The organism is Parabacteroides sp. Y3-G-102, from assembly GCF_023656845.1.
GTDB classification, from domain to species: domain Bacteria; phylum Bacteroidota; class Bacteroidia; order Bacteroidales; family Tannerellaceae; genus Parabacteroides; species Parabacteroides distasonis.
In genome coordinates this window covers 1-18,226 of sequence record NZ_JAMOKU010000017.1, presented here as the reverse complement: position 1 = coordinate 18,226, position 18,226 = coordinate 1, and the positions used below count along the sequence as shown (strand labels likewise).

Here is an 18,226-nt window from a genome sequence, read left to right as displayed (position 1 = left end):
ATTTATCGCTATGCGCAACTTTTACTTATCAACTGATCCCGTGTCCGAACCAACGGTCGTAATCACGTAAACGACGTATCAACACGGCCTTGCTCTTCTTGGGAGAAGCCTCATCCATCCAAGGATCAACCAACTCGTGCGCCATGCGCTGATAGAGGCTGCTGTCCGTACAGCCGTACAGCGTGACCAGCAACAAGGCACGGGATTGCGGCGCTTTTATCACGGGGAGCATGCTGCGCATCGTGGAGCGCAAACGATCGAACTCATCCTCCTCGCCTAAAAGCTTATAGGCAGGAAGGAGCAACGAGTAAAGCTTGCAACGGATCACGTCGGTCTCACCACGGAGAGAGGCGTAGCCACGCAGGACCTCACGGGCCAGACAGGCATCCTCATCCACTACGCTGCCGGACGAATGGTAACGCCCCAAGGCCCCGTGCAAGCCTTCCGACAGACGGTCGTTGTCCAAATGGGTATAGACGTGCTTGCCCCCCATGTTCAACTCGATCAACTCATACTCCCCAGCTCTCACCTCGAACAAGGGAACCCACATGCAATCGAGGATACGCACCATCACGTCCTTATGGCCACCGCCCGGCTGTACCACCACCTCGGCCTCCATGTCGGCAAACGGACCGGAGGTGATACGCACACGGTCGCCTTTCAACAGGTGGCCGCTATCTGGCACGTACACCGGAAGCTCGTTGGAGTAAGACGCCGCGACCCAACGTAAGGTATCCATCTCACGATCCGAGAGGTAGGGAAAGTAAGACTGTCCACCCGAGGAAACCCGGGGTAGGAAATTGTACAGGGGAAGCATACGCTTCAGACTAAAGATCTCGTTCTCCGAGGCGTGGATGAACACGTAGTTGTACAGCAGGGGCCGTTTCGTGTTGACCATCTTGCCGCCCACCTTCCTCGCCTCGACATACGAGGGGGAGAAATACTCGAACAAGGCCTCCCCACGACGCTCGCGGCGGGAAAGCTCAACGTCCAGTCCCTTCGAGGGGCTGATCTTGTCACGCCCGTCACCGGCGGTAGGAAGCGTGAGCACGTACCAGCGGACAGCCTCTTGATCACGTCGCTTACGAACATGCGCCATGAACCTATCCGAGCACTTGCCTGTCAATATATCCATCTCTATGATTATCTTTTCTAGTGGTTATCCCATGGCCCGAAAACAGACCCCATGGCAATTCAGAGCCCTACCAAGAATCATTTACATCATCTTGATAAACAGCGTTTTATATTTTCAAATATGGCATTACTGAAAATTACCATCTCTTGAAATCTTAGGCTACTTGGAGAGTAGCGTAAAAAGGTAGGAGAATGGTTATTACCCAGTTGTAGAGACGGAGCGTGCTCCGTCTCCCACCGTCTGGGAGTAATTTTAAATACCATTTTGAAGGGATGAGACGGGGCACGCCCCATCTCTACAGGGATACACACAGATTATGAGACATGGCGGAATGATACCGAAAACAAGGAGTCGTTTCGCCCGCATCACCGTGTCTATACGTCTAGGAAAAAATGGAAAAATCAAAGAATAGAGAGGGTCAAACACCAATAATGAACAAACAAGCGGATCTATTCGCTTGTTTTTAGCTATTTTTTATTACATTTGCGCCGTGAAAGAATACGCTACTCTCCAAGTAGCCTCACCCCGCTTGAGATTCATAATTATAGACACCGCCAAAGCAGGCGCTATTAACCTCCGTCATTTTCCCTAAAGAGAAACTCCTTAAATAAATTTGTGTTGTCTTGATCGATTTATGCCCCAATAGTTCGCTGATCATTTCAATCGGGACATTTTGTTCTTTTAATGTCATGGCAAAAGAATGGCGAATCGTATAAGAGGTGACATCCGAGGTAATTCCCGCAAATTCTTTCAACGCTTTTAAATTCCGGTTAAATCGAAATAGTGCCGCATTGTATTCGAGGTATTCCTCACGCCCCTCTCTGGTGCCACTCAGAAAGGGAAATAAATATCCGGAATCTCGCACTTTCTCTCCTGACAATTCCTTATACATTGTCTCGGCTGTCTCCAAGATCTCCAGTCTCATCGGTGTCCCGGTCTTCTGACGGTTGTAATCTAATATACCGTTTTTGATATTACCGGTCTTCAAGTGGGCAAAGTCAACGAAAGACATACCCCCAAACAGAAACATCAAGCAAAGCGCCAACTGTGTCTTTCTCTGTTTCCCATCCTCCACCGGGACTGTCATCAGACGGTGTAAATCCTCGATAGGCAAGGACTTCTTACGCTTACTTTCCACACCCGTAAAAATCCCCTTGAATAAAGTGGGAATAAATTCCGCCTTACCGTTCTCCACCGCCTTGTTATAGATACAACGCAAACGCCGCATATAAGTGGAAATCGTATTGCGCATACAGCCGTTCTCCAATAAATAAGCCTCGTACCGGCGAAGATTATCCTTATTAATAGCCGAGTAAGCTATACAGTCGGTTCCGCTATACCTTATAAAGGAGTTCAATGCGTCTTGATAACTCTTAGCCGAGGAATATCGCTTTTCTCGATTCAACTGGGCTATATACTCCCTCATACCTTCTACAAATCCTTTCTCATCCATATCCCTATTTTAAATACTGTTTTGTAAATGAATGAACAAATGTATTTAAAAAGACATCCCCTTTACCCTATCTCACGAATGAGAATAGTAAAGGGGGAAGACTAAAGTTATTTCTTCAATTTTATCTCGATAACACCATTACGACCTTTCTCTCCAAATTTAGCGATCGCCTCGTTTCCTTTGTACACATTCATAGACGCAATATGATCGGGATTCAAATTGTCCATCCTCTCTTTAGATGATTCCACTCCATCGATGTAAACAATACCGGAGAAAGAGGATTTTACCTTTGATGCCTCCTTAACAGCCTTCTCATTGATATCTATGGCTTTCATGGCCTCCTCTATGGTTCGGTTGATCTCCGGTTGGATCTTCTCCATTTCGGCGGCAATAGTCTCATCTATCTTTGCTGCCTCTATCGCCGCTTGCACAGCCTTGTCGATCTCAACTTGGTGTTTCGCCATTTCCGCAGAAACGATCTCGTCGATATTCGCCGCTTTCACAGCCTTTTCGACCGCCTTGTCAATCTCCGGCTGGTATTTCTCCATCACGGCCGAGACCTTTTCCTGTATCGCTTGCATATCTTTTTCAGAAACGACCGAATCCCTCGCGAGGGTCTCAACCTCTACATTTCTTTTAGGCTCTTTTTTTTCCTGAACCGGAATAATTTCGCTAATTTTGACACTCGAAATCTTCTCCAATTCGTGAGAGATTTCCGGACGGGCAAAGGCTACCACCGTTAAGGCTGCCAACGGGAGTACATACAGATACTTCAACCGTGCCCATGGACTTGATTTTTTTTTTAACATCATAGCTATTCGCTTTTTAAGTGAACTGTGATTAAAGCTGTTGGCCATAGAAGTGAAGCGCTGTGCACCAACAGCTTTTTTGATTAATAATAATTGATATCTTTTTGCGTCGACGCCTTGATTTAATACGCTCTCGTCGGCCTCGTATTCATGGATATTTTGTAATTCCTGCCTCAACAACCAGACAGATGGGTTGAACCAATGGAACAGGATACAAATCTCGGAGATCAGCAGATCAATGGAATGACGGGCTTTTATATGCGCCATCTCATGCGTCATGATCTCTATCCCACTTTCCTCAAAATCCTTCCGGCTTATTACGATCGTTCGCATCCAACTGAACGGGACGACTGGTTGGTCCGTAAGAATCAGATGGATTCCGTCCACCAGCTTCGGTGTACCTTGTCTCATCAACCGAAACAAGGCATAAAATGAATATGCGAATTGACAAAGCGTTAATATCCCTCCAATTATATAGGCTATCACCATAACTCGTAACCATACAGGTTGGCTAGCGGATTCCGCCGACGTTCTCATGGAAACCGCCGCTAGCAAATTCTCCAAATCCATGACCGGACGCTGAATGGCCGTCGCTTCCTCCAAAGTAATCTCACAAAATGGGATGATAACCGAAAGCATGATCAAGCTTAATAAAGCGATCCGGTTGAAACGATGGAAGGTATCACGGCTCAACAATAGCTTATAAAACAGATAAAATATCGTCAAGCACACGGATGATTTAAGGATATATACAAAGAAGATTCCCATATTCGTTCTTATTTACGATTCCCTTGTTCTACATCATCTATTAGTTTTCGCAGATCATCCACAGAGATATCCTCTTCCTTGATCAGCGTAGAGACAACCCCCAGATAAGAATTATTGAAATACTTAGCGATCACATTTTTCAGCGTGCCGTTGCTATACTCCTTTTCTGTTAAGACCGCATAATATTGATAGCTATTCCCGAAATTCTTATGGGCGAGGAAACCTTTCTCCTCCAAGCCTCGGACAATCGTAGAAAGGGTATTGAAATGAGGTTTAGGCTCCTCGTAATATTCAAGTAGCTCCTTCACGAACAATGGGCCTTTCTGCCAGAACCAGCCCATGATTTCTTCTTCTTTCGCCGTAAGTCGTTTCATAACCTTATCTTGTTTGCGACAAAGTAACTAAAACTTTTAGTTACAAAACTAATTCGTATAGTTAATAAACTAAAAGAGATAGTTTATTCATTGATCCAATCAAAAAAGCCGCCCCGGGAATGTCCGGGACGGCCTTTATTATATCCAGATGTTTGAATGATTAGGCGACAGGAATCGTTCCGCCAATCAAGATCACAACCAATAAGGCCAAGATAGCGTATAACTCAGGGAATACGGCCATTACCATCGTAGCACCGAATACGTTGTGTCCGGCACCAACACCAGCGATACCATTCGCACAAACTTGAGCTTGGCGGATTGAAGAGTAAAAACCAGCGAAACCTAACACTAAACCAGCGCCGAAAACAGCCGTAGCGGCCAACATGGAAATATCAGCGACCAAGAACTTCTGCATCATAAAGTAGCCCACGAATCCATACAAACCCTGTGAAGAAGGCAACGCACTTAAAGCGATGTACGTACCCAGAGCATCCGGATTTTTCTTCATCGCACCTACCACCGCATTACCTGCGATCGTAACACCATAACTACTGCCGATAAAAGTTAAACCTGTCATCAACGCAATACCTACATAAGCTAATAAAATTGGTTCCATAATAAAATGTGTTTTTAAATTATTCTTTTATTGTTTTATTTTCTCGTTTAATTGTTATGCTTTTCTGAATGGCTCATAAGCCTTACCTCCACCTTCGAACTCCGCGTTCTTGTAATATTCCACGAAGATCAAACGAAGCGGGTGTACCAAGGAGCTGATCGTACAAAGAGCGATATTGATGGAGTGACCCACTAACAAGATCAACAACATACAGATCGCACGTGCCACGATATTCATACCGTCTGTCATCGTAACCGCCAACGTATTAAATACGCCACCCAAGATGGAACCGGTCAGACCGATAGCGAACAAACGAATGTATGATAACGTATCACCCAGCAATCCGGAGGCCATATTGTACGTGTTCCAAAGTCCGGTACCAAAGTTCAAGAATACGTTCTTGCCCGGTGTATTGTACAAATAAGCGACAACCAGACCCAAGATGGCGATTCCGTAACATACCATAACGACAGCGTTCGGCAAGTGAACGTTCAACATCGGAAGTCCGAACGCCAATGCCAAGGATATGATCACGAACACCCAAGCGAACGGAGCGATACTGTGTTTCGTTCCTTTCTGTATCTTGATCTTGTAAGCAGCGACACATTTACCGAATATGATCTGTACCAAACCGATGACAATAGAGAATGTCATCAAGTTGTCGCTATTCACAAAGTAGTTCTTGATCTTTGACAAAGCCGGGATATCCGCCAAGGCCACTCCGAAGAAAGATCCCGTACAAGTACCCACCAATAAGGCGGCGAAACCTAAATACTGGAACAAGGTCAAATAAGGCTTGAAATCCGGGTTCACCTTCTTCTTCAAGATCGTACAAGCGATCATGACCAACAAACCGTATCCGCCATCGCCGAAACAAAGTCCGAAGAACAGCATAAAGAACGGGGCGAACAACGGGGTCGGATCAAGTTCACCGTAATTAGGCAAGGAGAACATCTTCGTGATAGGCTCGTACAGCTTACTGAATTTATTATTCCGTAACTTGATAGGCACCTTATCCCCATCCTCGATCTCTAATTGCTGGAAGAAATAACCTTGCTTATCCAGTTCGTGCTCCAAGGCCGGAGCGTTTTCCGTCGGCACCCAACCTTCCAACAACATGAGCTTATCACCCGCTTGCCGGTCTGTCTGCACTAACGCATTAGAAAGATTAAACTCGTCCTGCAGGTTCTTATCGAATTCCTCCAACGTTTTATAATCCTCCACGGCACGATGTTTCAGCTCATCCTCCACATTCTGGATATCCTTGGTACGTTGATCCAGACGGGCACGCAACTTCGCCAATCCTTGAACCGGCATCTTCGGACGTTCAGCGTCTATATCGATCAAGATACCTTCCTTGGTAATCGTGATAAAATACGTTACCGATTGGAAGTTATTGATCAGAATGGCGTTATACAGCACGCCCCATTCCGGCTCGTACTTAGCAGTAGGACAGGTAAAGAACGTAACATCGTATCCCGCTCTTTTCAGACGGTTGATATTCTGATAACTGAACTCACCCCATATTTCCATATAAGCCAGATCCTTCTCGATCGATTGCTTGGAAGCGATCAATTGCGCTTTCTTATCTTGCAATTCCTCTATCTTACGCACCAACTTCAAGCCTTCCTCTTTCGTCAACTCACGGGCCGGGGCAAACTTAACGTCTTTCTCCGCCGCATGGAGGTTCTTAAAGTAACGCATCAGCGTATTGATCTGTTTACGCTCAGCCAGAAGCTCTTGCAACCTCTCGTTATCCATCACGGAGTTTGTCTCCTTGATATGGACGACACCTAAGTCACGAAGCGTAGAAAGGAACGTATCATACTCCTTATGGTACACCATAAAGGCATATTTACTCATCTTTACTATCATACCTCGGCCTCCTCTTTTTCTTCTTTTGCCTTACGTTTCTCCTGATTGGCTCTCATGATCTTCTGTGAGGACTTAGAAAGACTCTCCTCGTCTTCCATAAACCGTTTCACCTTACGGATCGCATCCTTATAACCCGGAATCTGTACCTTCTCAAACAGGTTCACCTTCTGAGTGGTCTTTTTCCTAGCATGCTCCAACAACTCCAGCTTCATGCCCGAGAACTCCGCCTCGATACCGGTACGAGCCAGCTTTTTCAGCAACTCGATACCATCCGTATACCATGCGGGGGCATTAAAGAGACTATAATGTCCGATCTCGAACTTGATCTCGTCCAATAACGGGACGATCACGCCGGCGATCTTCTTCGTGGAGAGCGTAACGTCCTTCACGGAGATCAGCTCCGGATTGAACTCGTTCCACAAAGCCACCATATTCTCGTAACTCTGAATCTCTCGTTCTAGCTGAAGTTCCAATTTATTCACTTCGTCCTTGGTCCGCTTCACCTCGATACGCAGGGCGCTCTCCTTGCTCTTGATCGTAGGCAGGGAGCGTTCACGCATCTTCAGTTGCTTTTCCAATTGCTGAAGAGAGGTTTTATTATATTGAAACTTTATTGCCATGTTTATTTAATTTACTTCCAGTACTTATCAACCAATCCTTGTTTGATATTTACCTCCTCCGGGCTGAAATATCTAGCGAACAATCCCCAAGCTACGTCCAGCATCTCCGTCGTATCCAAGTTTACGTCGATAGCCAACAGCTTAGAAGAATAATCCTTGGCGAAAGACAAGGTACGGTTGTCGTAGTCGGTCAAGTCGAAACCGTTCTCCAGCTTGGTCTTAGCGTTGGCGGCATCGGCATACAAACGTACGGCGGCGTTCATTACCTGTGGATGATCCTCACGGGTCTTCTTTCCGGTTACCAGCTGTTTCAAACGAGACAAGCTTCGGAACGGATCGACGATGACCTTACCCACATCGCTATCACGACGCAAATACAACTGACCTTCCGTGATATAACCCGTATTATCAGGTACGGCATGCGTGATATCACCACCGGATAAGGTCGTTACGGCGATAATCGTGATGGAACCTCCCGCCGGGAATTGAACGGCTTTCTCGTAAATCTTCGCCAAATCCGAATACAAGGAACCCGGCATAGAGTCCTTAGACGGGATCTGGTCCATACGGTTTGATACGATCGCCAAGGCATCGGCGTAGTTGGTCATATCGGTAAGCAATACCAAGACCTTCTCATTCTTCTCCACGGCGAAATACTCAGCGGCGCTCAACGCCATATCCGGGATCAAGATACGCTCCACGGACGGGTCCTCGGTCGTGTTGATAAAACTAACGATACGGTCTAGGGCACCGGCGTTACTAAATGTATTCTTAAAGAACAGGTAGTCGTCGTTCGTCATACCCATACCTCCCAAGATAATCTTATCGGACTTCGCACGCAAGGCTACCATCGCCATAACTTGGTTGAAAGGCTGGTCGGGGTCGGCGAAGAACGGGATCTTCTGACCGGTTACCAAGGTATTATTCAAGTCGATACCGGCGATACCCGTAGCGATTAATTCAGAGGGTTGTTTACGACGTACCGGGTTCACGGACGGACCTCCGATCTCGACCTCACGTCCCTCGGGGATCGGGCCGCCATCGATAGGCTCACCATAAGCGTTGAAGAAACGTCCGGCTAACTGGTCACCTACTTTCAAGGAAGGGGCCTTCCCCATGAATACCACCTCGGCATTCGTACGGATACCTTCCGTTCCGGAGAATACCTGCAACGTCACCTCGTCGCCGATAATCTTTACCACCTGAGCCAGCTTTCCGTCTACAGAGGCCAACTCATCATACCCAACTCCCGTTGCTTTCAGCGAACAGGTAGCTTTTGTGATCTGGGTAATCTTCGTATATATTTTTTGAAATGCTTTTGTTGCCATAACTCTTTTAATTTTCGATTCTCTCCTTCAAAAGTTCATCCAGTTCCGTATTAAACTTCTTGAATTGGTCACTCTCATATTCCGAATAGTTCATCTGCTTAAAGATGTTGATCATCTTCTTAAAGTAGTCCATAACCTCAAGGAAGTTATCAAACTTAAACTCTGAACGGCAAACATTTACGACTCTATCCAGCATGAATTCCTGACGTTGCAACGGAGTAACCGCATCGATGGCATCGAAAGCATCCTGTTGCAAGATCACGAAGTCGATCAACTCGGACTTCCAGAATGTAACGTGATACTCGACAGGCACACCATCATCACCCAAGATATTGATTTGCTCGGAGATCTCCTTACCACGCAACATACGGGTCTTGATCTCGTTTACTTTCTCGATCCATTCCGGGGAGATATGTTTAGCGATGTATTCCTGAAACTCCGGATACTCGATATACTTGGAATAACTCTCGATCGGGTTTACGGCCGGATAACGTTTACGGTCGGCACGCTCCTGCTCCAAGGCATAGAAACAACGGGCCACCTTCTTCGTATTCTCGGTCACCGGCTCCTTCAAGTTACCACCGGCCGGCGATACCGTACCGATGAAAGTGACGGAACCTGTAGCGTTGTTTTTCAAATGGACGAATCCCGCACGAGCGTAGAAGTTCGCCACGATAGCGGACAAGTCCATCGGGAAGGCATCCGGTCCGGGCAACTCCTCCAAACGGTTGGACATCTCACGCAAAGCCTGTGCCCAGCGGGAAGTAGAGTCGGCCATCAACAGAACCTTCAAGCCCATGCTGCGATAATACTCGGCGATGGTCATCGCCGTATATACGGATGCCTCACGAGCGGCTACCGGCATGTTGGATGTATTGGCGATAATGATCGTACGTTCCATCAATTTACGTCCCGTATGCGGGTCTACCAATTCCGGAAACTCCGTAAAGACCTCCACTACTTCATTCGCACGCTCACCGCAGGCAGCGATAATCACGATATCCGCTTCCGCTTGTTTAGAGATAGCGTGCTGAAGCACCGTCTTACCCGTACCGAACGGACCGGGGATAAATCCGGTACCACCCTCAACGATCGGGTTCACGGTATCGATCGTACGAACGCCCGTCTCCAGCAATTTGAATGGACGGGGCTTTTCCTTATAACAAGTGATGGCTTTCTTTACCGGCCATTTCTGGATCATCGTCACGTTTACGTCCGTGCCATTTTCGTCCGTAAGGACAGCCATCGTATCATTGATGGTATATTGTCCGGCTGGAACCACCGATTTCACAGTATAAGATCCCTCGAACTTAAAGGGGACCATAATCTTATGAGGTTGGAAATTCTCGTCCACCTCTCCCAGCCAATCACCGGCGCTCACGGTATCGCCCGCTTTAGCCAGAGGCTTGAAGTCCCACTTCTTATCATAGTCCAACGCAAACGTATAATCGCCACGTTTCAAGAATACACCTTCCATCTTGTCCAAGTCATTCTGCAAACCGTCATAGTTGCGGGACAACATACCCGGACCCAGCGTAACTTCCAACATATGCCCTTGGAATTCAGCCTCGTCACCGACACGCATACCACGTGTGCTCTCAAATACTTGTACAAAGGCATTCTTACCTATCACCTTGATTACTTCCGACATCAGCTTCACGCCTCCGACAGAAATGTAACAGATCTCATTCTGAGAAACCGGACCATCCACCTCTACGGTTACTAGGTTGGATACGATTCCTTTTACAATTCCTTTCGTAGCCATAATTTATTTTATATTGTTTCTTTTAAATTCTTCCAACGCATTCTCACTACCCATCTTCATGGCGCCTACCAATTCACGGAAAGTCTTCTCGCCTCTCGCCTTATCCAAGGTTACCCAGCGCTCTATCATCTCCAATTTCAATAAATAAGCGAATACACTCTCTATGTCGAACGTCTTGAAGAAGGTATTATCGTCCAGCCATTTCCATTTCAAAAGATCGATTTTCTTCTCACGAACGATCAGATCGGTCTCTTCGGCGATGCGTTGTAACTCGGGCAAATATTCCACGGAATCGCCCAAGCCGAAATCACGGGCGTTCGACGTACGGATATTTTCCGCTATCTCATTATGCCCCACGATATAATTGGCCTTATCAAATCCATATTTACGGCAAGTGATCGCAGTAAGAACATTGTTGATATTCAAGTTAAGCTCGAACCAATCGGCCACGAACTTATTCCCACATTTCATGGCATATTCATAATATAACGCAGCCAAGCGGTCTTCCCATGATATATATTCTTTCTCACTTTTGGTGTCCTTAGCCTCTTCGGCTAGATACAGTTTAAAAAAGTCCACGAAATAAGGCGGGAGATTATCATTTTTGGGAATTTTTTCCTCATCCTTCAACGCTTTATATAAAGTATTGAACTCATCATACGTTATTCTTCCTCTTTGATCCGGATCGGAGTCCGGTCTTTTAGCGTGAGCCAGCAGATTTATATTATCATATTTCAAATAAAATAAATCAATCAGCTTTTTATCCTTAGAAGATAGCATATCCTCTATTTCCGTCCGGAACTCACAGACCGAATAGGCTAGTTTACTATCATCCAACGCTATGTTAGGAAGTCCGGAGATTAAGTAGTAATACTTACTCATATCAGAACAGCATTTCTACTAATTGCGGACGCAAGAACTCTTTAAAGAACTCGATGAACTCGTCTTCGCCAAACGTCACTTTATAAGACCCATCCGCCGGGATAATAGAGAAAGACGCTTTCTTTCCGCTTACCTTCTCGATCTTATACCCTTTCTCTAGCAAGCCTTTGGCATTGGCCTCAAAATACGCCTTCAAGCCATCGGAATCAGAAGCTTGGATAGTCAAGAACTCATTAGCGGGCCAGCTTTTCACAAGCTCAAGGATCACTTTCTGCATATAGGCGGGATCCATCAACGCCGCTTTCACATTCGAACTAGCGATATCACCAGTGATAAGGTTTGTCACCTCGCTCTTTAATGCCTCGACAGACTGGGTGGCGAACAATTTCAATTCGGCTTCCGTATTCTTCTTCAACTCGGCAGCTTGTTTCTCAGCAGCCGCTACGATACGTTTCGCTTCCGCTTCCGCATCTTTAAGAATCGTATCCTTTTGAGCATTGGCCTCGGCGATTATACGCCCCGCTTCTTCGTTCCCCTTCTCTACACCTTCCTTGTAGATCTTGTCTGTTAGTTCCTGAATCTTTGTATCCATTTCCTATTATGTATTTGAATTGTATTTTTCAATAGTAAACGCCCACAAAGTTATTATTTTTCGCGGATTAACATCAAAATAAGTGTGAAATCAAGCTAAAAAATAACACTAGTCAAGTAAAATTCTATTTACATTCGTCTATATTGTATTTTTGTTCGTCTATTTGTATCTTTGTGAGTCAAAATACAAAATTAACATGTTTACGATTAGAAAAGCGACTATTGATGATCGTTCTCTTATTCATGATCTTGCCTCACGCATTTGGGAGAACACGTATGGAAAGATACTTTCTAAAGAGCAATTGGATTATATGTTCGATATGATGTACGCTCCGGATAACATTCTTAAACAAATGGAAGAGTTACATCATCAATATTTTATTATATTGGCGGACGATATGCCGGCAGGCTATTTATCCATAGAGAAAACAGGTGAAAACACGTACAATTTTCAAAAGATCTATTCCCTACCGGAAATGCATGGCACGGGAATCGGGCGTTTTATCATCGAACAAGGTATTAATTATTTGAAGGAGGTACATACCGGGCCTTTCACTATAGAATTATACGTAAACCGTTACAATCCCGCCATAGGCTTCTACAGACATATGGGATTACGGGAAATAGGCACACGGGACCATCATATAGGAAACGGCTATTTCATGAACGATTATATCATGAGCATGGAAGTGGAGAATAAATAGACAGTCATCCCCTATTCGTATATTTATATATAGAATAGGGGATGATGATTGTCAACGGGTCTTCCCTCTTTTCGGATTACGAGGTTTCTCTAGGATTCGTACACTACTAACTTTTACAGAGTAAATAACAGCGATCCTATCATTCTTCGGATTCTCAATCGCAAGTTGAGAGTTCCAGATTTTCTTTTCTTGTTTTTTATCCATAACGCTACAATTTAATAGTTCATATTTAATAAGTCAAACCTTGACTGTCTTTTTCTCTTTTCCTTCCGCTATCTCAACCAGATAAACCCCGGCGCAAATACAGATAATGGCGAACGTCTGTGTCCAACTGAAACGGTCTTGCCCGATCAATAGGGATGTAATCGTTGCCACGATCAAGATCAGATAGCCATAAATAGCCACCAACGTAGTTTTCAAATACTTCAATCCGATAGGAATCAACAGATAACTAATTACCGTAGGGAAAATAAGCACAAACATCAATACGGCAAAAGGCCACCAATGAAATGGCTCCGAGAATAAAGGAGCATGAAAGCCCTCTATCGGCAAAATCAATAGACTGGAAAAAGCGGCGCCCGTGAATGTATATCGAAGCATCGTCATCGTCCCTACTTTTTGTAAGATCCGCTGGCTTAATACCAGATACACGGCATAAAACACGGAGCTAGCCAGACATAGCATATTTCCATTAAAAGCGTCCGCCGCTAAATCGTCGCTTTGCTGGGTCAAGATGCAAACCAAGGCCCCAGATAAACCAATCAAGATACCGAGTATTTTCATCCAAGTAGCCTTTTCCTTATAAAAGAATACCATAATCAAAAATACCCAGATCGGTTGCAAGCTCGTGAAAATAGAACTCGAGACCGGCGTTGTCTTGCTAAGCCCCACTAAATAAAGAAACATAAAACCATAGATACCGATAGCGCCTAGTAAGAATAGCCACACCTTATCTTTCGTCGTAGAAACCTCCGGTTTCATAAACCAGCCGATCACCCAAAACGCCACGGCCGCAAACACGCATCGGAAAGAAGCGCCCGTCAACGGGCTCATCCATAAGGGAAGCAAGTATTTCAAGGCGTTCATATTCAATCCACTGAAAGTTTTTGAGACCACCATGCTAATATTAGCTTCTGTTTTCTTATTTTTCACTGTCTATCATTTTTTAGTTTTATATTCGTAAATCAAATTTTATCGTTGAAAAGGAACGAGTCTCGTTTTACATAAGCCCAGATCGTAGCGACCAGCGCAATACAGAGGTTAAAAATAAACGCGAATTGCTGGCTCTTGACATGGAGTATAGACTGGAAGAAATCGATAATAAACGGACAAAGTAATATCGCCAAATAATTCATCGCCATCACGAAAGCTAATGCCAATGTAACTTTCTCAGGAATGGCCGTACGAGTCGTTTTATCATAAGCGATTGGCTGGATAACACCATATCCAAAACCGATAAAAATACATCCCAATCCAATTAGCCATTCCGTACGAGATATCAAAATCAAGGCCATCCCTAAAGCGATCGCCAATAGACTGACAAATTTTGTCTTTTGCTTAAATAAATCAACGATCTGATTCAAGATAAAACCGGGAGCCATAATAGCCAAGAAAAACAATGAAATCATTAATCCGGAATTACCGCTTGTAAACTTATATTCCTTCATTAAAAACGGTAAGTTAAAGCTGACTATAATCACTAAATACGTAGCCAATCCATAAAAACACATGATTTGTACCAGATGCTTTATATCCACACCATATTTACCCGGAACCGTGACGGGATCTGCCGCAACAGGGGCTTTCACTTCTGATTTCGATACGATCGCCGGCTCATTCTCCATACTCCTTTTCAAGTATACGGAAAGTACGATGGAAATCAAGGGTAATAGATAAACGGCAAACGGTAAATGCCAATTCACCTCCGCCAGATATCCCGTTAAGATCGTGGCTAATACCAACGTTACATTTGTAATAGCAGAACTTAAACCAAATTGCTTCGTCCGGTATTTCCCGATAAAGAAACGAGAAATCAAACCGGTCGATAAGGGTACGATCAAGCCAGATCCGATTCCCATTAAGGCGCTCACCGCTATCAACTGCCACATCTTATTAGAGAGTAAGTATAGAATACCACTTAGGGCAAAGATCACCAAGCCTAATTGCAATAGACGTATCTCATTTACTTTCTCCGTTAATTTACCCGACAATATAATAAATGGAATTATCAATAACGATGGCAAAGAGGAAAGCATCTGAATATCCAGTTCCGTAGAATGAGGAAAAATAACGGAAAGTTTCCCTAATATCGGAGAAACCGCTAAACCCGGTAATGCATTTAAAGCGGAGATAGACCATATCCCTACCAGAGTTATAAGGGGAATTGTGCCCCGGCCTGTCTGTATTCTCATAAAGATTTAGTTTTACGTTTTTATCTAATCAAAACAAACATTTTATGTGAAAGTTCATCATTTTCGTTCTTTCCAAGAGGACTGGACTTGTATCGCTAATAAACCCCAAATAATGTAAATCCAAAAAACATTCCAATCCATAATCTGTTTTGGCATAAACGCTCAGTGGAAGCAGTATTCCATTGACTCAAATCATTTTATTAACAAAAAAACTAAAGAAAAATGAAAGACTCAAATTTCAGAAATGGCGATGCCAAAACAGCGATTTTTGGCTCAGAAGTGATGTTGACACCCTCTCCAGTAGATAAGATTCCTGATGGCCCTACAACCCCGGAGATCGCTTATCAAATGGTTAAAGACGAGACTTTCGCACAAACACAGCCTCGCTTGAACCTAGCTACATTCGTTACTACGTATATGGACGAGTACGCGACAAAATTGATGAACGAGGCTATCAACATCAACTATATTGACGAAACAGAGTATCCGAGAATCGCTGTTATGAACGCCAAATGTATTAATATCATGGCGAGTCTTTGGAATTCTCCCGAGCAAGAAAAATGGAAAACCGGAGCCTTGGCTATCGGTTCTTCAGAGGCTTGTATGCTAGGTGGTGTAGCCGCTTGGTTACGTTGGCGCAAAAAGAGACAAGCACAAGGTAAACCAACTGACAAGCCTAATTTCGTGATCTCTACTGGCTTCCAAGTCGTATGGGAGAAATTCGCCCAGCTATGGCAAATCGAAATGCGTGAAGTTCCCTTGACTTTAGACAAGACGACACTTGATCCGGAAGAAGCGCTTAAGATGTGTGACGAGAACACGATTTGTATCGTTCCTATCCAAGGTGTAACATGGACAGGACTGAACGATGACGTAGAAGCCTTGGACAAAGCGCTCGACGCATACAATGCCAAGACCGGTTATGATATACCTATCCACGTAGATGCCGCCAGCGGTGGTTTTATCCTTCCGTTCTTAAGCCCGGAGACAAAATGGGACTTCCGTTTGAAATGGGTTCTTTCTATCAGCACATCCGGACATAAATTCGGATTGGTTTACCCGGGATTGGGTTGGGTTGTTTGGAAAGACAAGAAATATTTGCCGGAAGAAATGGCATTCAGCGTAAACTATCTTGGAGCGAATATCACTCAGGTTGGTTTGAACTTCTCTCGTCCTGCCGCACAAATCCTCGGACAATACTATCAGTTTATCCGTCTCGGATTCGAGGGCTACAAACAAATCCAATATAACAGTATGGAAATCACGAAATACATCCACCAAGAAATCGGTAAGATGGCCCCATTCGTTAATTACAGCAACGAGGTTGTGAATCCATTGTTTATTTGGTACATGAAACCGGATTACGCTAAGAACGCCAAATGGACACTTTACGATTTGCAAGATAAATTGCAACAAAGCGGTTGGATGGTTCCAGCGTATACACTACCGAAGAAGCTGGATAACTACGTGGTTATGCGTGTCGTAGTTCGTCAAGGTTTCAGCCGTGATATGGCCGATATGTTATTAGGTGATATCAAGAACGCTGTAGAGGCATTGGAGAAACTTGAATATCCGACTCCTACTCGCATCGCTCAAGACAAAAACGTTCCGGTTAAGGGTAAGGTATTTACTCACACCGCAATGAGCAACGCTAAGAAATAAAAACAAAATTCATCAAGGCGTGCATGAAAGGACTATCAGTGTTTTCATACACGCCTTCTTTAATCCAATTCATATATGGACAAAAAAATAACGATCGCCCAAATAAAGGAAGTAGCTCAACAGGCTTACGATCTTTACAAGACAAATACGGATGGTAAGAATGCCGATTACATTCCTTATCTGGCGAATATCAATAAAAATCTATTCGGAATCAGTATTTGCCTTTTAAACGGACAAACCATCGAGGTGGGGGATTCCGAATATCGTTTCGGTATCGAATCCGTATCGAAAGTACACACCGCTATCTTGGTACTGCGCCAATACGGAGCGAAAGAATTATTGGAGAAAATTGGTGCCGACGCTACCGGATTGCCATTTAACTCCATCATCGCTATCCTATTGGAAAACGACCATCCTTCTACCCCATTGGTAAATGCCGGCGCTATCACGGCTTGTAGTATGGTGAAGCCTGTCGGTGATTCCAAACAGAAGTGGGATGCTATCGTAGCCAATATCACGGATTTATGCGGAAGCGCACCGCAGTTGATCGACGAACTCTACAAATCCGAGTCCGCAACGAACTTCAATAACCGCTCCATCGCTTGGTTGCTAAAGAATTACAATCGCATTTATGACGATCCGGATATGTCTTTGGATCTGTATACCCGCCAATGTTCTTTGGGTATCACGGCTAAGCAACTATCTGTCGCTGCCGCTACGGTCGCAAATTTAGGTCTTAATCCTGTGACAAAGAAACAAGTATTCGATGCAGAGTTATCTCCGAAGATCACTTCCATGATCTCTACCGTAGGTTTTTATGAACACACCGGTGATTGGTTGTACACTTCCGGTATTCCCGCAAAAACTGGTGTAGGCGGTGGTGTCATGGGTGTACTTCCCGGACAATTCGGTATTTCCGCATTCGCTCCTCCTATTGACCAAGCTGGTAACTCTGTAAAGGCACAGCTTGCTATTAAGTATGTAATGAATAAACTCGGATTGAACGTGTTCAACGGTCACCGTGTGACGATCGTTGACTAATAGACAGAATCAGTTTAAACGAGAAGTAGTATAGAAAAAGTGTTTCATTACGATGGGCTGTTATACCATCCTCAAATCCGCAACTAAGCTCTTCAGCGTCCTTCTTGCGTCTAAACGTCCTCTCATCACTGAATTAGCAGATAAATTGAGGCTGAAATACCCACTTCTGCCCACAATATCCCCTTGCCCCAC

General features: G+C 44.6%; 17 protein-coding genes. 3 read left to right on the top strand and 14 right to left on the bottom strand.

Annotation, left to right across the window (positions count from 1 at the left end; translation table 11 throughout):
* Positions 1-28 precede the first annotated feature (28 nt).
* The 11 genes from nusG to NBH16_RS10170 form a co-directional block, all read right to left on the bottom strand.
* Positions 29-1,135 (bottom strand): transcription termination/antitermination protein NusG, encoded by a 1,107-nt coding sequence (gene nusG / locus NBH16_RS10220; RefSeq protein ID WP_250788465.1) that lies wholly within the window; start codon positions 1,133-1,135, stop codon positions 29-31.
* A gap of 520 nt (positions 1,136-1,655) precedes the next feature.
* Positions 1,656-2,588 (bottom strand): tyrosine-type recombinase/integrase, encoded by a 933-nt coding sequence (locus NBH16_RS10215; protein ID WP_005857356.1) that lies wholly within the window; start codon positions 2,586-2,588, stop codon positions 1,656-1,658.
* Between the two features lie 107 nt (positions 2,589-2,695).
* Positions 2,696-4,165 carry a M56 family metallopeptidase gene (locus NBH16_RS10210; RefSeq protein WP_250788463.1) on the bottom strand — a complete coding sequence of 490 codons (1,470 nt, stop codon included), beginning with the start codon at positions 4,163-4,165 and terminating at the stop codon, positions 2,696-2,698.
* Between the two features lie 8 nt (positions 4,166-4,173).
* A complete protein-coding gene (locus NBH16_RS10205) occupies positions 4,174-4,539 on the bottom strand; it encodes a BlaI/MecI/CopY family transcriptional regulator (RefSeq protein WP_005857360.1) in 366 nt (121 codons plus the stop codon).
* A 160-nt stretch (positions 4,540-4,699) separates the two neighbouring features.
* The gene (locus tag NBH16_RS10200; protein WP_005857362.1) at positions 4,700-5,155 is read right to left on the bottom strand and encodes an ATP synthase subunit C-like protein; all 456 of its coding nucleotides are present in this window, start codon (positions 5,153-5,155) and stop codon (positions 4,700-4,702) included.
* Between the two features lie 54 nt (positions 5,156-5,209).
* The gene (locus NBH16_RS10195; protein WP_250788461.1) at positions 5,210-7,030 is read right to left on the bottom strand and encodes a V-type ATP synthase subunit I; all 1,821 of its coding nucleotides are present in this window, start codon (positions 7,028-7,030) and stop codon (positions 5,210-5,212) included.
* Positions 7,027-7,650, bottom strand: a complete 624-nt coding sequence (locus NBH16_RS10190; RefSeq protein ID WP_005857366.1) for a V-type ATP synthase subunit D — start codon at positions 7,648-7,650, stop codon at positions 7,027-7,029. The genes NBH16_RS10195 and NBH16_RS10190 overlap by 4 nt, the downstream gene beginning before the upstream one ends.
* 11 nt (positions 7,651-7,661) lie before the next feature.
* Positions 7,662-8,978 carry a V-type ATP synthase subunit B gene (locus NBH16_RS10185; RefSeq protein ID WP_005857368.1) on the bottom strand — a complete coding sequence of 439 codons (1,317 nt, stop codon included), beginning with the start codon at positions 8,976-8,978 and terminating at the stop codon, positions 7,662-7,664.
* A gap of 7 nt (positions 8,979-8,985) precedes the next feature.
* A complete protein-coding gene (locus NBH16_RS10180) occupies positions 8,986-10,743 on the bottom strand; it encodes a V-type ATP synthase subunit A (RefSeq protein WP_250788460.1) in 1,758 nt (585 codons plus the stop codon).
* A 3-nt stretch (positions 10,744-10,746) separates the two neighbouring features.
* Positions 10,747-11,625, bottom strand: a complete 879-nt coding sequence (locus NBH16_RS10175) for a DUF2764 domain-containing protein (RefSeq protein ID WP_005862767.1) — start codon at positions 11,623-11,625, stop codon at positions 10,747-10,749.
* A 1-nt stretch (position 11,626) separates the two neighbouring features.
* On the bottom strand, positions 11,627-12,217 hold the full coding sequence (locus NBH16_RS10170) for a hypothetical protein (RefSeq protein WP_005857375.1): 591 nt from the start codon (positions 12,215-12,217) through the stop codon (positions 11,627-11,629).
* Between the two features lie 196 nt (positions 12,218-12,413).
* On the opposite strand from NBH16_RS10170, the gene NBH16_RS10165 reads away from it, so the two are divergent.
* A complete protein-coding gene (locus NBH16_RS10165) occupies positions 12,414-12,920 on the top strand; it encodes a GNAT family N-acetyltransferase (RefSeq protein ID WP_005862768.1) in 507 nt (168 codons plus the stop codon).
* A gap of 51 nt (positions 12,921-12,971) precedes the next feature.
* Here the strand turns inward: NBH16_RS10165 and NBH16_RS10160 are convergent, their stop codons facing one another.
* The 3 genes from NBH16_RS10160 to NBH16_RS10150 are packed head-to-tail and all read right to left on the bottom strand — an operon-like array spanning position 12,972 to position 15,331.
* The gene (locus tag NBH16_RS10160; RefSeq protein ID WP_005857379.1) at positions 12,972-13,124 is read right to left on the bottom strand and encodes a hypothetical protein; all 153 of its coding nucleotides are present in this window, start codon (positions 13,122-13,124) and stop codon (positions 12,972-12,974) included.
* A gap of 33 nt (positions 13,125-13,157) precedes the next feature.
* Positions 13,158-14,072 carry a DMT family transporter gene (locus NBH16_RS10155; protein WP_005857381.1) on the bottom strand — a complete coding sequence of 305 codons (915 nt, stop codon included), beginning with the start codon at positions 14,070-14,072 and terminating at the stop codon, positions 13,158-13,160.
* A gap of 32 nt (positions 14,073-14,104) precedes the next feature.
* Positions 14,105-15,331, bottom strand: a complete 1,227-nt coding sequence (locus NBH16_RS10150; RefSeq protein WP_005857383.1) for an MFS transporter — start codon at positions 15,329-15,331, stop codon at positions 14,105-14,107.
* Positions 15,332-15,553: 222 nt separating this feature from the next.
* On the opposite strand from NBH16_RS10150, the gene gad reads away from it, so the two are divergent.
* Together gad and glsA are read left to right on the top strand one after the other, a co-directional pair.
* On the top strand, positions 15,554-16,993 hold the full coding sequence (gene gad / locus NBH16_RS10145; protein WP_005857385.1) for a glutamate decarboxylase: 1,440 nt from the start codon (positions 15,554-15,556) through the stop codon (positions 16,991-16,993).
* A 75-nt stretch (positions 16,994-17,068) separates the two neighbouring features.
* Entirely contained in the window at positions 17,069-18,034 is a 966-nt protein-coding gene (gene glsA / locus NBH16_RS10140) for a glutaminase A (protein WP_005857387.1), read from the top strand.
* The last annotated feature ends 192 nt before the right edge of the window (positions 18,035-18,226 follow it).

Bases quoted from the DNA above. Each gene is read 5' to 3' on its own strand.
- NBH16_RS10195 (WP_250788461.1), bottom strand. From the start codon at position 7,030: ATGATAGTAAAGATGAGTAAATATGCCTTTATGGTGTACCATAAGGAG.
- NBH16_RS10175 (WP_005862767.1), bottom strand. From the start codon at position 11,625: ATGAGTAAGTATTACTACTTAATCTCCGGACTTCCTAACATAGCGTTG.
- glsA (WP_005857387.1), top strand. From the start codon at position 17,069: ATGGACAAAAAAATAACGATCGCCCAAATAAAGGAAGTAGCTCAACAG.
- NBH16_RS10150 (WP_005857383.1), bottom strand. From the start codon at position 15,331: ATGAGAATACAGACAGGCCGGGGCACAATTCCCCTTATAACTCTGGTA.
- NBH16_RS10205 (WP_005857360.1), bottom strand. From the start codon at position 4,539: ATGAAACGACTTACGGCGAAAGAAGAAGAAATCATGGGCTGGTTCTGG.
- NBH16_RS10160 (WP_005857379.1), bottom strand. From the start codon at position 13,124: ATGGATAAAAAACAAGAAAAGAAAATCTGGAACTCTCAACTTGCGATT.
- NBH16_RS10165 (WP_005862768.1), top strand. From the start codon at position 12,414: ATGTTTACGATTAGAAAAGCGACTATTGATGATCGTTCTCTTATTCAT.
- NBH16_RS10185 (WP_005857368.1), bottom strand. From the start codon at position 8,978: ATGGCAACAAAAGCATTTCAAAAAATATATACGAAGATTACCCAGATC.
- NBH16_RS10170 (WP_005857375.1), bottom strand. From the start codon at position 12,217: ATGGATACAAAGATTCAGGAACTAACAGACAAGATCTACAAGGAAGGT.
- gad (WP_005857385.1), top strand. From the start codon at position 15,554: ATGAAAGACTCAAATTTCAGAAATGGCGATGCCAAAACAGCGATTTTT.
- NBH16_RS10200 (WP_005857362.1), bottom strand. From the start codon at position 5,155: ATGGAACCAATTTTATTAGCTTATGTAGGTATTGCGTTGATGACAGGT.
- NBH16_RS10210 (WP_250788463.1), bottom strand. From the start codon at position 4,165: ATGGGAATCTTCTTTGTATATATCCTTAAATCATCCGTGTGCTTGACG.
- NBH16_RS10190 (WP_005857366.1), bottom strand. From the start codon at position 7,650: ATGGCAATAAAGTTTCAATATAATAAAACCTCTCTTCAGCAATTGGAA.
- NBH16_RS10215 (WP_005857356.1), bottom strand. From the start codon at position 2,588: ATGGATGAGAAAGGATTTGTAGAAGGTATGAGGGAGTATATAGCCCAG.
- NBH16_RS10180 (WP_250788460.1), bottom strand. From the start codon at position 10,743: ATGGCTACGAAAGGAATTGTAAAAGGAATCGTATCCAACCTAGTAACC.
- nusG (WP_250788465.1), bottom strand. From the start codon at position 1,135: ATGGATATATTGACAGGCAAGTGCTCGGATAGGTTCATGGCGCATGTT.